The sequence below is a fragment of the Chitinophaga sp. Cy-1792 genome (assembly GCF_011752935.1).
Lineage (GTDB): Bacteria > Bacteroidota > Bacteroidia > Chitinophagales > Chitinophagaceae > Chitinophaga.
On sequence record NZ_VWWO01000002.1, the window covers coordinates 2,554,463 to 2,568,263 of the forward strand.

A 13,801-nucleotide genomic window follows, 5' to 3' on the forward strand; every position below is an offset into this window, starting at 1 on the left:
CAGATGCCTGATTTAGCAACTAGATTTCCTGCAAACCCTTTATTAAAGCCTGGTGACATCACCGCCAGTATGCCCGGACTCAAAGTAGCCTGTCTGCTTAATCCGGGCGTATTCTCTTTCAATGGTAAAACCTGGCTCATCGTTCGGGTGGCGGAGAGGCCCGAGCAGTCCAAGATACACGTCTCCTTTCCGGTATTACAACCTGATGGGAAGATGATGATCCGGGAGATTCTCCTCAATGATCCGGACCTTATCGCTACAGATGCCCGTGTCATCAATTACCAGGGGGTCGACTTCCTCACCACCCTTTCTCATCTGCGGCTTTTCTCCAGCGACGACGGCATTCATTTTAAAGAAGACCCGGACTATCCAGCCATTTATGGCACGGGGAGCCTGGAAACCTTTGGCATAGAGGATTGCAGGGTATCATTCCTGGAAGGCACTTACTACCTCACCTATACGGCTGTTTCTGAAAATGGGGTGGCTGTAGGTATGAAAACAACGACCGACTGGAAAAACTATCATTCGGCAGGATTGATATTCCCGCCGCACAATAAGGACTGTGCCATCTTCGAAGAACGCGTAAACGGCAGCTATTATGCTTTTCACCGGCCCAGCAGTCCAACGCTGGGTGGCAACTACATATGGCTGGCATCTTCCCCGGATAGCATTCACTGGGGCCAGCACCAGTGTATTGCCAAAAGCAGGCCCGGCATGTGGGATAGCGCCCGGGTAGGCGCGGGTGCTGCGCCTATAAAAACGGCGCATGGCTGGCTGGCCATCTACCATGGCGCCGATGCCATGCACCGGTATTGTCTGGGTGCGCTGTTACTCGATCTGCAAGATCCTGCGAAGGTATTGTCCCGCTCCCACCTTCCTATTATGGAACCAGGCGCTGCGTACGAACTGACGGGCTTCTTCGGGCATGTTGTATTCACCAATGGCCACCTGGTCAATGGCGATCAGCTCACCATTTATTACGGCGCTGCGGATGAATATGTTTGCGGGGCCAGTTTCTCCATACAGGAAATCCTGAATACGCTGGATTAGGCGGCCTGTTTCTCCACCATAGGCACCGGCACACGCTTTGGAAAATAGTAATTGGTCAGGAGCTTTCTTACCGGCTCTTCATAAAAGCGGTAAATCAATTCCGTGACTACTATCAGCAAGGCATATACGAAAACGGGCACTGCCGGCCATAATACCTCCGCCGGCACCCATTTACAGATCGCATTGATCAGTATCAGGCCTATGAACTGGTGCAACAGGTACAGTGTATAACTGATCACGCCGATTCTTCTTACCATCGGCAAAGCGAAGAACCCCAACAAGTGGCTGCCATTTACCAGCATGGTAAATAATACCAGGAAAACCGCCATAAAGGCCATACCTGCCCATCCCAGCGACCATAGCGTAATACCCGCCATCACCGCTGTAACCAGGTACTCCGGCCGCCATTTCCTATGAATATAAAAATCATAAAAGCAGATGCCGGCAGAAAAGAATGCAATATAGTTATAGAAGAAAAAGATATCCATTGCCTTACGTATGGCCACCGACATCGGGAAATGAACATACGCTGCCAGGGTATGTACGACCAGCAGTACGGCCATCAGGGAAGTCCAGTTACGTAAAAATTTCTCCCTGGGCAGCAGAAAATAGATCAGGGCGATCAACACATAAAATTTCACTTCTACCAGCAAAGACCAGTACGCCCCATCGATCAGGGCGATCTTATGCCCCTTCAGCAATGGCTGCCAGAAAAGCGGGTCGGTGAAAGTCAGTGAAGGCAGAAAGGAAAATACACTGACATGAAACGGAAACGCCTGCTGCGGATCTGCTACCGCCACAAAAACGAAGGTGATCACGGAAGCCAGCAGTAACGGCGGAAATAAGCGGATAAAGCGCCGCAGGAAGAAATCCTTTAGGTGGCTGCTTCTCAGGATACTGAAGTAGATAACATAACCTGAAATGATAAAGAAAAAGTGTACACCAAGATAGGCATTCGCAGAAAATACATTGTTAAAGCTGTTGCCATAAGGGTAGTAATTGACGGGAGACTGTGGCAGCGTAAAGCGGCTGTAATAGTGAAATACGGCAACCAGGCTGATCGCCAGGAACCGAAACCCGTCGAGGGCATTGATACGGTTTTCCATCTGTTTTAATAAAGATATGGTGATGTGATATGGTGATACGCACAGGCGTATTTGCAGGCCTGCCCGCCAAATTTCATACCATCTTTATCTCAATGGATAGGTAAATACAGCTGTATTCCGGACTACCGCTGTAATAAAACTATATAGCTATCTCCATCAGGGCAATGATACCTCCGCGATAGTGCGCAGGAAGCGCCGGTGAATCGGGATATACCTCGCCGAGCAAATTAAATCCGCAACGTTTATAATAATTGACGAGGCGGGTGTTTCGGGCACCGGTATCCAACCGCAGAAATTTTTTCCCGTTTTCGCGCGCATGTTCCCTTCCCCAATCCACAATTCCCTGCACATATCCCTTTCCGCGGTGTTCAGGATGCGTCGCTATCCGATGGATATATACGGCGGGGTCCTGGTCTTTCTCCTGCCATACGAATGGATCGTTATAGGTGGTCAGAAATACCGCTACGGTCTCTCCATTGTCCAATACCTTCCACTGCCGGCCCTCTTCAATTTCCTTCGCTACGGCAGTACGTTCAAATTCCTGCCAGGGGCGCACCTCCCCCATGTCTTTCATATACACGGCACCTGCACGGTAAAATGCAAATAAAGTATCCATATCGGCCATCGTACTGTTTACTATCATCATAAAGCCTGCTTTAACTTTACATAAAAATCTAATTTATTCTACTATAAAAAAATAGGCAGATGTACGATTGCTGACCGGATCAGATTTCTTTACAATTCAATTTCCAGTAGCGCGAAAGTGCCACCACGGTAATGTGCCGGCAACTCCGGTGAATTGATATAGACATCGCCGAGGAAATTAAATCCGCAACGTATATAGTAATTGATCAGTGGTTTATTGCCTGCACCGGTATCCAGACGCACAAATTTCTTCCCTTTTTCCTGTGCATGTTCCCTGGCCCAGTCCACAATATCCTGCACATATCCCTTGCCACGGTGTTCAGGATGCGTCGCAATCCGGTGGATATATACCGCAGGGTCCTGATCTTTCTCCTGCCAGATATGCGGGTCGTTATAGGTAGTCAGAAAAACAGCGGTGATCTCCCCGTTTTCTACCACCTTCCACTGGCGGGCTTCTTCAATTTCTGCGGCTACCTTAGTGCGCTCAAACCCTTGCCAGGGACTAGGGGCGCCCTTCTCCTTCATATAAACGGATGCTGCATCATACATTTCAAAAAGCCTGTCGATATCGGCCATTGTGCTGTTTACAATCGTCATAAAACTTGTTTTTACCTGCTGCAAAATTCCAGTTTATTATCCAACCAAAACAGATGCAGTTTTACTATTTTTTGACCAGATCAGATTTATTAAAAACCACGTCTGTTTTTTCTTTTCGGGAGATACCTGCCGTATCTCCCGAAAAGAAAAATCCCCTGCTGCCAATGGCAGCAGGGGATTTTTTCTCCCTATATTATCTTACTTCCTATACAACGGACATCTCTTCAGCAAATACTCCACCGTACTCTTATAGGAATCCTGGTCATTCCAGAATGCCTGTCGGTTCTGATTGTAGATACTGGTGCCTTTGTCGTTGTAAATTTTCATATCCACTACTGTTTTATAATTCTGTTTGGCGGTAGAATAGCTGCTGCTGGTACCGGAATTCTTCTTTTTATCGTCCTCATTTTTTGTTTTATCGTTATAGCTGGAGGTGCCGGTACTGGTAACGGTGGTACTATTGACGCTGATACTGCCGGTAAGGATATATTCTACGCCCAGTTTTTTACAGATTTCATCCATCGTGAAATTCATATATGTATCCTTGGTGACACCTGCTTTATTCAGCATCACTATGGTACGGCGGGGTTGCAGGATTTCGTATACGCCTGCATGTTTGCTCAGCATGTTATAGATTTCGTTCTGCACTTCCTGCCCTGCTTCATCTGGTTGCGGATGACCATCTTTGATAAAGGAAAAGGGCAGAATAGCGACCTTATTATGCGGGTCCCCGGCGGGTGCGGCATCCCCGGAATTTTCCGTGGCAGCAGCGCCGTTTACGATGGCCGGCTGATTAAATACTTCCTCCCGGCCACTGGCAAACCTGATCTTCTGAATATCTGATTTCTTAATGGTGTAGTCCAACGTTTCACCGGTATAACGGAACCTGATGTCGGCGTCATTAATGGCTGTTACCTTGCCGCTAAGTTGTTCTCCATTGGTTTTAAAAACAATATCAGGCTGTGTTTGAGCAGATACGGTTATTGCGAGCAGCATCGCAAAAATTAATTGCAGCGTACGATACATATAAACAGATTTTGGGTACTTATTGTCTGCTTAACAATATGGAAGGCAAAAAAGATTACGTTTAGCCGTCTCCTTTACCATTTTTTTGTTGAACCTTTTATTAACTGATTATGTTATATAGAGAGTTTTTATAATTTTCCACGTTCCGACTGCATAAACATCACCAGCACTTTCATCAAAGCTTTCAACGTCCAAAATGAAACTTTATGAAGAAGCTTTTATTTTTATTCCTGCTGCTAGGCGGTGTCAAAGCCATGGCCCAGCAGGAAGTCAGCGAAGATGAAATGAAAAAGGCCAATAACCCGCTGGCCAACGCCAAAGCCATCAACCTGCAAAACTATTACGTACCTACGATTTATGATAATGCAGACATGCATGCCAATAGTATGCTGGTTCGGGTCATTCTACCGTTTGCCAATGGTAAAATCCTGACAAGATTTACTATGCCTTTTAATACCAATCCTACCACCGTGCAAAATGACGTTGCCAAATACGCCTCTGGTACCGGCGACCTCAGCTTTTTTGCGACTTATACCTTTACAAAACCGACTTCGCATCTGCTGATAGGTGCAGGACCATCCCTGTCTATTCCTACGGCGAATTCAGATTACACCGGCGCAGGTAAATGGCAGCTGGGTGGCGCATTTATCATATTCAATATGGCCTCTGCTGTAATACAGTACGGAGCACTGATTACCTATCTGGGATCCATTGCCGGACAGGAAGACAGGAGCTCTACCAGCGGTCTGCAAATACAACCCTTCCTCCTGGTTCAATTAGGGAAAGGTACCTACCTCCGCTCCACTGCACTCTCCACCATCAACATAGAAGGAAATACCTACAATGTACCTATCGGTGTTGGCCTGGGTAAAGTAGTCAAAGCCGGTAAAGCTGTATTCAACATATTCCTGGAACCACAGTTTACCATAGTACACTATGGCGCCGGACAACCCGCCCTGCAACTCTTTGCTGGTATCAACTGTCAGTTTTGATTTGCAGTCAAGGTCATCATCCAGCTAAAAAAATATTATAAACAAACCTTTTTTATAAACTTAAAAACTACTGTTCTATGAAGTTTGCACGTTACCTCGTTTTTGCCGGCTCACTGGCTGTAGCATGTGGCAATCCACAAAAACAGGATGCACGGAATGCTGAATCAAAGGCGAATGAAGCTGCTCAGTCTGCCGCTGCCTCCGAAGTACAACAGGCCGCCAGCGACGCAAATGCGGTGAATGCCGTGAAAGCAGCCATCCAATCCAATATCAACGATGCCATGTCGAAAATCGCCATGCCGGATTTTAAGAAGAATAACGCAAAATCTTTTGCCAACGACTTCCATAAATACCTCTCCGAGCTGGTGAATGCGAATAGCGGCAAAAAAGCCGGTGAATACATGGACAAGCTAACGGCTTTAAGACAGGAATATGATAAAAAAGCAGATAAACTCGATCCTGCAGACAAAGAAAAACTCAAAAAATATGTAAACGACATGCTGAATGCCGTGCAAAATGCCAATCCATGATGTAGTTTAAGGGTTTTAAATCAGGGGCCGGCCAGGAAGCATTGCTTTTCCTGGCCGGCCCTTTTTCTTTTACTGCCGCCTCATTACAGTATCTCATGCGATATTTATCGACCATAGTAATTTATTGTCAGCATGAATAATCGCTTTATTATTGTTTGTCCTAAATGTCAGCAGGACAATGGATTCGACAAACTGTCCAACAGGCCTGCTGCATGTAAGAATTGTGGCGCCGCCCTCGCAGATTCACTGCCTGCAGAGAAACAGAAAACGCCCGTTGGCATTATCATTACGAACCAGGAAAGTAATGACAATTTCATCCTGAAATTTTTTGAACTGGCCTTCTTCGGGAGAGAACATATGGGCAAAACTCTTTTCCGCCCACATGTAGAAATCAGCAGAAGACATTTCCTGATCAAACTCAGTAAAAATCAATATTACATACAGGACCTGGGATCCATGGCCGGTACCTTCTTCGAGTTGGATGGCACCCAGACAGACTGTAAAGAGCCGGTGCCACTGGTAGACGGCGGTACTATCATCCTCGGGAAAGACCGGTTTACCGTCAACATCCAGTACTAGCACTAACGGCAACGCATAACCAAATTGCCGGCATTTTCCGCTCCGGGAGGGATGCCGGCCAGCCACCCCTTCCCGGCAGAAAAACAGCAGCTATTCCCCCCTTTATGTTAACTTTGGGGCCGATTACCTCACATAATATCCGTATTATGACGTTAACGACCCTTACCAAACGCTATCCTGCCAGTATACTTTCCGTGCTCTTATCCATCATCACCAGCACCATATACCTCCTGCACCCTGCTATTACCCTTTTCTGGACCATTACAGGCATCATTGCCATTTTGGTGCCCATCACCTGGGCACGCGATACGATCGCCGCAAAATCGTTCCGATGGCTGTCTTTCCTGCTGGTGCTCTCCCTTTCACTGAAAATAAGTGCCTTTCTGCTCAAATTACAGTTCCATTCCGCCCAAAGTATACTCCTGAACCATTACCTCTCCGCCGCCGTGATGCTGGTACTGGTAATTCGTATAGCCATGATCGTGAAACAGACGGTACACAACTATAACACGCTTAGCAAGGCCGCTCCTGCAGACGACTTCCTGGAAAAGATGCCTGTAGCGCTCAAAGGCGTTATATCCGGCGAAAAGCCCCGCGAGCTGCTGGCTTCAGAGATCGGGGTAATGTATTACCTCTACAAGGGTAATCAACCGGCGAAAGGGTTCAGCTATCACCGGTTTGGCGGCATCACCGCTGTATATATTGTCTTTATTTTCCTGTTGCTGATAGAAGGTGCCGGCACCACCATACTGCTGCACAAACTGGCACCACCGGTGATAGAACGCTCACTGTTACTTCTCAGTATCTATTCTGTTCTGTTTCTCATTGCACATATCCGCGCCATGAAACAGCGGCCCATATTGCTTACCAGCGAATACCTCCAGCTGCGATATGGCCTGCTGACATCTGTCAGAATCCCATGGACGGCCATCAAGGAGGTGGCCATGAATAAAAAGACCTTCACCAAAGGAAATGGAAATATCAAACTGGCACTGCTGAGTGCCATGGAGCAACATAATATGCGGCTGGAACTACATATGCCGGTAAGCGTAAAATTGCTGTTTAAAGAGAAGAAAAATATTGCGCATATTTATTTCCGGGTAGATGACCAGCAGGAATTTATAAACAGTCTGCCAGCCCTTCCGCAATAAGGATATACGGTTTCACCAGCCCGGGTACTTATTCCGGCCTGGTTCATCCGGATATAACTCCGGTAAGGGGGTGGATTGATATATTTTTTCTGCATCGATATCCAACGCGGTCAGGCGGCCATAGAAGCCCGCGCCGGTATCTACATCCCAGACATTGCAGGCATGGATAGGCACGAAGGAATCGTAATTAATGGTAGGCGTATGCCCGATATAAATGGCCTTAAAGCGCGCCAGTTTCTTAGGCATTAACGCCGGGTGCGTAACTACCCGCTTGTTCATAGTGATGGCCAGTTCCAGGAGGGTACGGTCTTTCGTCAGGATATCGGGCAACAATTCAAACGCCGGCCCGTCTGCGGCAGTAAAGCCGCCATGCACAAATAATCTGTTCTGCTCATCTGTAAAAAAATAGGACATACTACGGAAGAAATCCAGGTGTACCATCCGCTGTGCAGCAGAATAGCCCGCATAACTTTTAACGGTGGAAGCGCCATGGCCATACAACCAGGCATCCTTTAGTAACTGACCGCCTAACCACGACTCACACAACACATCATGATTTCCCTTGATAAAGACGCAATTGACCGACTGGTTCAGCCGTATCAGGTAGTCTATTACCTGTGCTGATTCCGACCAGCCATCCACATAGTCGCCCAGGAATACCAGCCGGTCGCTGGCAGTGGGTTTCAGCACAGCGATCAGCTGCTCCAAGGCTTTTAGTCCTCCATGGATATCACCGATCGCTATCGTTCTTGAAATCATGCTCATAACAGGTAAGCATATACGCTTTTTACATTTCCGGAAATATGATCCGCTATTTCAGGCAGATGATCAACAGAAATTTATTAAAAATCTTCGAAATCATCTTCATCGGGCGCTTCTTCCTCTTCCCACTCGAGGTAGCTGTTTCGTCCCTGTTCGTCAGGATATAGGTCTGGCAGGGGTTTGGACTGGTATACCTGTTCTGTGTCGATATCCATTGCCGTGAGCGGGCCATAGAAGCCAGCGCCGGTATCTATATCCCAGAGGTTGCAGGCATGAACCGGCTCAAAGGAATGATAGTTGATGGTGGGCGTATGCCCGATGTAGATGCCCTTAAACTGCGCCATTTTTTCCGGCAGCCATGCAGGGTCATCCAGCACCATATCTTTCAGCGTGAAGGCCAGTTGCAGCAGTGAACGGTCGCGCGTGAGCAATTCCGGAAATGGTTCGGCGGCAGGGCCATCATCGGCAGTAAAGCCGCCATGCACAAACAACCTGTTTTGCTCATCTACAAAATAATAGCGGGTACGGCGGAAGAAATCCAGGTGCTTCCCGCGCTGTTCATCGGAATAGCCGGCATAGCTTTCAATGGTAGCAGCGCCGCTACCCTCGGCCCATTCCTCGTCAGGAAGGGCTCCGCTTAACCATAGTTCACACTGAACATCATGATTACCTTTGATAAAAATACAATTAACCGACTGCTCTAACTGTAGCAGGTAATCTATCACCTGCGCAGATTCAGACCAGCCGTCAACATAGTCGCCCAGGAAAATCAGGCGGTCGCCACCCAGGGGATTTAATAGTGCTATCACCTGCTCCAGTGCGCTCAGTCCACCATGTATATCGCCAATGGCTATCGTTCTTGAAATTATATGCATAACGGGGAAGTGTATACGTTATCAGGGATTAAGAATTGCTCATTTTGGTTATAGACACATATTCCCTGCAATGATCACAAAAGATGTATCTATCCCAGTAATGCTCGTCAATCGGAACATCTATTATCTGGAAATAACCTACATGACAGAGGTGGCATTGCACCTTTGCTGCAGGATCGGCTGCCAGCACTTTGGCCACGTCTATCCAGTTTCTTGTTATTTCATCCATAGGTGGGGTGTTATCAAAAATCAATTATACACCATTACCATCACTGCTCAAAACTTCGCTCATGTAATCAAAGAATGGCCGCATAGCCTGAAAAGTTTTATCTGCTTCTTCCAGAAAGCCCGGACTAAGCACTTCTTCATCGCTGAACCTTCTGCGCAACAGAAATTGCTTGTACCTTAACAGATCGATGGCAGGATGATCGTTCGGAAAGCCTTTGGGCGCAGTTTTCAGCTGCTCCCCTTCCAGTTCCCCAAATGTTTTGATAAATTTTTTTGAGGTGATGATTTTACGCACCGGCGTATCATCAAAAGCGATATCATCACGGATCAGCTTCAGGTCATCTGCCGAAGGCCCCCAGAAACCACCTCCAATAAAACTGTTATTATGTTCTATATGAAAATAATATCCGCCCCTACGCTGTTTGGTAGCCCGTTTGAAGCTTCCGCTCCAATGCGTTTTGTACGGCGTCTTATCATTGGAGAAACGGATATCCCTGTAAATCCTGTACAAGCTGTTTTTACCGGATGGCGTTTCGAGCACATCATGTTCATTCATTTTCTGCAATAGTGCTTCTGCAAATACTTCCATGGCCTGCCGGGCTTCCTCAAATTCCCCTTTATGTTCATTAAACCACTCTCTGTTATTATGCTGACCAAGTTTTTGAAGAAATTCAAAAGCTGTCGGGGAGATACCTGCCTTTTGTTTTTTAGCCATATGTTTTAAAATTTTATCCCGGGAGATAGCTGCAATGTACTAAATATAAATCTACACAATCTCCATCACTCAAATCAGCAATATTGACTCCGCAATGCGACAGGCTTCCATGGAATTGCTTACATGTAATTTTTCCAGGATATTCTGCCGGTGACGATTGACGGTAAAGAGACTGATAGATAATATGTCTGCAATTTCCCGGCTACGTTTACCATCCTTTATCAGTTTCAGAACCGCCAGTTCCCGCCTGGTAAGGAATTCATTTCCTTCCGGGTCATCCACCGGTACCAGCTTCCCGGTACGGGTATTAATGATGGCGCCGTGGTACCCCGGATGCTCCGTATGAACAGACCCAATATTATAGAGACATAATGCCAGTTGTACCGTACCATGGATGGTACTGCTGAGATAAAATATTCTGTGCTGTACCGGTACAAAAGCCCCTGTTTTACCGCGCATCTGCATACGGCTCTGCACTTGCCAGGCCGACCTTTCTGCCACAGGTATACTTTTAAGGAATTGAAAATACTGGTGCTCCAGCGAATATTTTTCCAGCAGGTCGGCAGGCCGTATCCTGCTGAAGATTTCCTCTTCCCAGATGGAGTCAATGACTTTCGCTTCCCTGTGGGCAGGTATTCCCAGCTCCTCTCCTGCACCACCGGTATAGATGTAGCTTCGGTTTTCCTTCATGTCACTTAAAACACTGATGGCATTTTCTACCTGCGCATACATTTGTGCTACCAGGATGGCATTATGCAGGGCCGTTTCATCTGCGGCATCAACAAAGTGCTGTTGCAAAAGTATTTCGTTCAGGCGCGCTCTGTCCTTCATCTGTTATATTTTTCCCAGGGCGATCATCTGCCAAAACCGCCACCAGCAATAATTACGACAAAAATGGTTATTAATAACCATTGTCCGTAAAATGCGTAGCCACTAGCTTTGTGCTGCCAATACTACCATGGATATTTAATCAATTACCAGAAACAAGATATGAAGAAATTTTTGTTGACAGCGCTGACGTTATCAGCATTGCAGACGGTATATGCCCAGACTTTAGAAAAGATGCAATGGTTTAACGAACCGTCAAAATGGGAGGTAAAAAACAATGCACTTTCTATGTCGGTAACACCACAAACCGACTACTGGCGGATTTCTCACTATGGATTTACCGTTGACGACGCACCGTTTTATTATGCCACCTACGGCGGAGAGTTTGAAGTAAAAGTAAAACTGACGGGTGCCTATAAATCACGTTTCGATCAGATGGGCCTGATGATCAGGGCAGACCAGGAAAACTACATCAAAACAGGTATCGAATTCTATGATGGTAAATTCAATGTAAGCACAGTGGTGACACACCATACAAGCGACTGGAGCGTGCTGCCGCTGGAAAAGACGCCGCCGTTCATTTGGGTAAAGGCAGTACGAAGACTGGATGCCATAGAAATTTACTACTCCTATGACGATAAAAATTATATCATGACCAGGAATGCCCCTATGAAGGATAATCAGCCGCTGATGGTAGGTCTGATGGCAGCCTCGCCGGATGGCGATGGCTTCCATGCGGTATTTGAATCATTTTCTGTAAAGCACCTGCCGGATGCACGCAGGCTGCAATGGTTAAAAAATAACGCAGCGCAGTAAGTTCCGCTATTCTTAAACGGTTACCATTATTAAAATTCCGGTTTCATCCATTGTTGTTTGCCTGGTGTGCTGCCGCCTGTTGTAAAATATCCGCAAAAACCTTCATCGCACTCATGCCCAGCGGCTTTGTCAATACAGCGCTGGCGCCCATCTCCATAAATTCTTCCTGGCATTCCTTAAAACTTGTTGCCGTCACTATGATGACAGGAATATGTTTTAGCGCATCAGTACTTTTGATATAAAGCAGGATATCCTTCCCCGATTGAGCGGCATTCAGTTCTGCATCGAGCAGGATAAGGTCTGGCCGGATATCCCGGGCCATACGCAGTCCGGAGGTACCTTCCCGGGCGTAGTAGTTGGCACATTTACGGAAAAGGTGGTGCTGACTTTTAAAGTTGATGTCTTCATCGTCGATGAGCAGGATTTTCTTTCCGCTGATGACGGCATCCTGGCGTGTTGCTGTAATCACGGGAGAAGCCGACGGCAGCAGTTTTTCATTGGCCACTACCGGAATTTTCACGACAAAAGTGATTTCCTCTCCCGGGCTCCCCGCCTGCAGGAGGATATCACCGCCAAGTCGTCTGGCGAATTTCCTGGAGATTTCGAGGCCGAGGCCGGACCCACCGGTAGCGGTATAATCGGTGCTAACGAAGCTGGTAAAGAGTTCCCCCACCCGGTCATTTTCAAATGCGATGCCCTGGTTGGCCACACTTATCAGTAGCGTATTGGCATGGCATTCAAAGTCTACGTATATACGTAAAGGTGAATTAACCGGTGCATACTTTACCGCGTTTGAGATCAGGTTGAGCATAATTTGGCGGAGCATGGTCTCGTCTGTTGTTACGCGACGTGGCACCTGGTTGCTGGCATAGCTGATGTGGAGTTCCTGGCCTTTGTTACGTGCAGAAAGCACCATCATGTTATAGATGCTGGCCATGAAGCGTTTGAGTTCAAAGGACACCTTTACGATTTCTGAGGGGCGGCCTGCCTCTATTTTAGCTACCTCCTGGACGTTGTTGACCACTTTCAGTCCGTGGGTGGCAGCATCTATGATACTTTCCAGCAATTTCACGGTACGGTCGTCCAGGTTTTTATCATGGATATTATTAGAAGCCAGTGTGATGATGGCGCTTAACGGAGATTTCAGCTCATGGGAGGTTTCCACGAGGTATTTTCTTCTGTTGGCATCCGCCTCCCGCATCCTGATGAGCAGGTTATTGACCATCCGGATAAAGTCGGACGATACCGTAAGCGTGAGTACAAGCATCCCAAAGATGCTGAACCAGCGGAAAATATAAAGATTGGTATGGTCCAGCTGTATGGGCCGGATGATGTGGTAATGATTATTGTAGGCGGTGACTGCGAGCAGGAAGACGGTAACCAGCAGGTTGGCGGCCATTATACGCAGGTCACGGAAGATAAAGTACGAGCCCAGCACCAGGAATACCAGGAGGAAGAACCCTACTACATTGGTATTGATGGCCATTCCCAGTAGTGCCCCGAAATAAATGGCAGAGAAGCTGTGTATGGCCAGCATACAGAAGGCCGTTATTTTAGTGCTGGCCAGCCATTCGGTGATGTATATCAGGCTGAAGAAAACGGACCCTTCAAAGATGACACCGTACAGGAGGAGTTTACTTTTTACCAGCCCGTAGAACAGCATACCAAAGGCAAACACCATGAAACCAGTCAGCAGGGATAACGTGTTTAAAATCCGCAATGCGGGTGCTTGTGCTTCATCTACTTTGGCAGTGCCTGCATTAACCAGACGTTTAATAGCACTCAATAGGGATATAGGGCTCATAAGTAAAAATTAAATCCCGGTATATTTTGAGAGAAACGTAAGGTGGGCGGCAGCTTACAGCCATCGTTCCGCAGACAAAAATAGAAAATTTATCATG

Annotated in this window: 16 protein-coding genes; 6 read left to right on the top strand and 10 right to left on the bottom strand. The window is 47.0% G+C overall.

Going from position 1 to position 13,801, the window contains the following annotated elements:
• The first annotated feature begins 3 nt into the window (after nt 1–3).
• Nucleotides 4–1,050, top strand: coding sequence for a glycoside hydrolase family 130 protein (locus F3J22_RS24460; protein ID WP_167020546.1), 1,047 nt, complete (start codon nt 4–6; stop codon nt 1,048–1,050).
• Here the strand turns inward: F3J22_RS24460 and F3J22_RS24465 are convergent.
• The 4 genes from F3J22_RS24465 to F3J22_RS24480 all read right to left on the bottom strand — a co-directional run bounded on the left by F3J22_RS24465 (nt 1,047) and on the right by F3J22_RS24480 (nt 4,424).
• Nucleotides 1,047–2,156, bottom strand: coding sequence for an acyltransferase (locus F3J22_RS24465; RefSeq protein ID WP_167020547.1), 1,110 nt, complete (start codon nt 2,154–2,156; stop codon nt 1,047–1,049). The genes F3J22_RS24460 and F3J22_RS24465 overlap by 4 nt on opposite strands.
• A 139-nt stretch (nt 2,157–2,295) precedes the next feature.
• Nucleotides 2,296–2,802 carry a GNAT family N-acetyltransferase gene (locus F3J22_RS24470; protein WP_167020548.1) on the bottom strand — a complete coding sequence of 169 codons (507 nt, stop codon included), beginning with the start codon at nt 2,800–2,802 and terminating at the stop codon, nt 2,296–2,298.
• 89 nt (nt 2,803–2,891) lie between these two features.
• Nucleotides 2,892–3,398, bottom strand: a complete 507-nt coding sequence (locus tag F3J22_RS24475; protein WP_167020549.1) for a GNAT family N-acetyltransferase — start codon at nt 3,396–3,398, stop codon at nt 2,892–2,894.
• Nucleotides 3,399–3,596: 198 nt separating this feature from the next.
• Nucleotides 3,597–4,424: a hypothetical protein gene (locus tag F3J22_RS24480; protein ID WP_167020550.1), complete on the bottom strand. Its 828-nt coding sequence runs from the start codon at nt 4,422–4,424 to the stop codon at nt 3,597–3,599.
• A 206-nt stretch (nt 4,425–4,630) separates the two neighbouring features.
• Between F3J22_RS24480 and F3J22_RS24485 the strand changes: the two genes are divergently transcribed.
• The 4 genes from F3J22_RS24485 to F3J22_RS24500 all read left to right on the top strand — a co-directional run bounded on the left by F3J22_RS24485 (nt 4,631) and on the right by F3J22_RS24500 (nt 7,676).
• Nucleotides 4,631–5,416: a hypothetical protein gene (locus F3J22_RS24485; RefSeq protein WP_167020551.1), complete on the top strand. Its 786-nt coding sequence runs from the start codon at nt 4,631–4,633 to the stop codon at nt 5,414–5,416.
• A 77-nt stretch (nt 5,417–5,493) separates the two neighbouring features.
• Nucleotides 5,494–5,946, top strand: coding sequence for a hypothetical protein (locus F3J22_RS24490; protein WP_167020552.1), 453 nt, complete (start codon nt 5,494–5,496; stop codon nt 5,944–5,946).
• A 132-nt stretch (nt 5,947–6,078) separates the two neighbouring features.
• Entirely contained in the window at nt 6,079–6,525 is a 447-nt protein-coding gene (locus F3J22_RS24495; protein WP_167020553.1) for an FHA domain-containing protein, read from the top strand.
• Nucleotides 6,526–6,671: 146 nt separating this feature from the next.
• On the top strand, nt 6,672–7,676 hold the full coding sequence (locus F3J22_RS24500) for a hypothetical protein (protein ID WP_167020554.1): 1,005 nt from the start codon (nt 6,672–6,674) through the stop codon (nt 7,674–7,676).
• Between the two features lie 12 nt (nt 7,677–7,688).
• Here F3J22_RS24500 and F3J22_RS24505 read toward each other — a convergent pair whose 3' ends face one another.
• The 5 genes from F3J22_RS24505 to F3J22_RS30750 form a co-directional block, all read right to left on the bottom strand.
• Entirely contained in the window at nt 7,689–8,441 is a 753-nt protein-coding gene (locus F3J22_RS24505; RefSeq protein ID WP_240155161.1) for a metallophosphoesterase, read from the bottom strand.
• A gap of 77 nt (nt 8,442–8,518) precedes the next feature.
• Nucleotides 8,519–9,313: a metallophosphoesterase gene (locus tag F3J22_RS24510; protein ID WP_205195549.1), complete on the bottom strand. Its 795-nt coding sequence runs from the start codon at nt 9,311–9,313 to the stop codon at nt 8,519–8,521.
• Nucleotides 9,314–9,341: 28 nt separating this feature from the next.
• Nucleotides 9,342–9,542 (bottom strand): hypothetical protein, encoded by a 201-nt coding sequence (locus tag F3J22_RS24515; protein WP_167020555.1) that lies wholly within the window; start codon nt 9,540–9,542, stop codon nt 9,342–9,344.
• Between the two features lie 24 nt (nt 9,543–9,566).
• Nucleotides 9,567–10,256: a DUF2461 domain-containing protein gene (locus F3J22_RS24520; protein WP_167020556.1), complete on the bottom strand. Its 690-nt coding sequence runs from the start codon at nt 10,254–10,256 to the stop codon at nt 9,567–9,569.
• A gap of 69 nt (nt 10,257–10,325) precedes the next feature.
• On the bottom strand, nt 10,326–11,087 hold the full coding sequence (locus F3J22_RS30750; RefSeq protein ID WP_167020557.1) for a helix-turn-helix transcriptional regulator: 762 nt from the start codon (nt 11,085–11,087) through the stop codon (nt 10,326–10,328).
• 159 nt (nt 11,088–11,246) lie between these two features.
• On the opposite strand from F3J22_RS30750, the gene F3J22_RS24530 reads away from it, so the two are divergent.
• Entirely contained in the window at nt 11,247–11,900 is a 654-nt protein-coding gene (locus F3J22_RS24530; protein WP_167020558.1) for a DUF1349 domain-containing protein, read from the top strand.
• A 43-nt stretch (nt 11,901–11,943) separates the two neighbouring features.
• Here F3J22_RS24530 and F3J22_RS24535 read toward each other — a convergent pair whose 3' ends face one another.
• A complete protein-coding gene (locus tag F3J22_RS24535) occupies nt 11,944–13,704 on the bottom strand; it encodes a hybrid sensor histidine kinase/response regulator (RefSeq protein WP_167020559.1) in 1,761 nt (586 codons plus the stop codon).
• Nucleotides 13,705–13,801: the final 97 nt, after the last annotated feature.

What these genes read in the sequence shown, in the direction of transcription:
- F3J22_RS24515 (WP_167020555.1), bottom strand. Translation starts at nt 9,542, where the DNA reads ATGGATGAAATAACAAGAAACTGGATAGACGTGGCCAAAGTGCTGGCA.
- F3J22_RS24530 (WP_167020558.1), top strand. Translation starts at nt 11,247, where the DNA reads ATGAAGAAATTTTTGTTGACAGCGCTGACGTTATCAGCATTGCAGACG.
- F3J22_RS24500 (WP_167020554.1), top strand. Translation starts at nt 6,672, where the DNA reads ATGACGTTAACGACCCTTACCAAACGCTATCCTGCCAGTATACTTTCC.
- F3J22_RS24475 (WP_167020549.1), bottom strand. Translation starts at nt 3,398, where the DNA reads ATGACGATTGTAAACAGCACAATGGCCGATATCGACAGGCTTTTTGAA.
- F3J22_RS24505 (WP_240155161.1), bottom strand. Translation starts at nt 8,441, where the DNA reads ATGAGCATGATTTCAAGAACGATAGCGATCGGTGATATCCATGGAGGA.
- F3J22_RS24535 (WP_167020559.1), bottom strand. Translation starts at nt 13,704, where the DNA reads ATGAGCCCTATATCCCTATTGAGTGCTATTAAACGTCTGGTTAATGCA.
- F3J22_RS24520 (WP_167020556.1), bottom strand. Translation starts at nt 10,256, where the DNA reads ATGGCTAAAAAACAAAAGGCAGGTATCTCCCCGACAGCTTTTGAATTT.
- F3J22_RS24480 (WP_167020550.1), bottom strand. Translation starts at nt 4,424, where the DNA reads ATGTATCGTACGCTGCAATTAATTTTTGCGATGCTGCTCGCAATAACC.
- F3J22_RS24470 (WP_167020548.1), bottom strand. Translation starts at nt 2,802, where the DNA reads ATGATGATAGTAAACAGTACGATGGCCGATATGGATACTTTATTTGCA.
- F3J22_RS24460 (WP_167020546.1), top strand. Translation starts at nt 4, where the DNA reads ATGCCTGATTTAGCAACTAGATTTCCTGCAAACCCTTTATTAAAGCCT.
- F3J22_RS24490 (WP_167020552.1), top strand. Translation starts at nt 5,494, where the DNA reads ATGAAGTTTGCACGTTACCTCGTTTTTGCCGGCTCACTGGCTGTAGCA.
- F3J22_RS24485 (WP_167020551.1), top strand. Translation starts at nt 4,631, where the DNA reads ATGAAGAAGCTTTTATTTTTATTCCTGCTGCTAGGCGGTGTCAAAGCC.
- F3J22_RS24495 (WP_167020553.1), top strand. Translation starts at nt 6,079, where the DNA reads ATGAATAATCGCTTTATTATTGTTTGTCCTAAATGTCAGCAGGACAAT.
- F3J22_RS24510 (WP_205195549.1), bottom strand. Translation starts at nt 9,313, where the DNA reads ATGCATATAATTTCAAGAACGATAGCCATTGGCGATATACATGGTGGA.
- F3J22_RS30750 (WP_167020557.1), bottom strand. Translation starts at nt 11,087, where the DNA reads ATGAAGGACAGAGCGCGCCTGAACGAAATACTTTTGCAACAGCACTTT.
- F3J22_RS24465 (WP_167020547.1), bottom strand. Translation starts at nt 2,156, where the DNA reads ATGGAAAACCGTATCAATGCCCTCGACGGGTTTCGGTTCCTGGCGATC.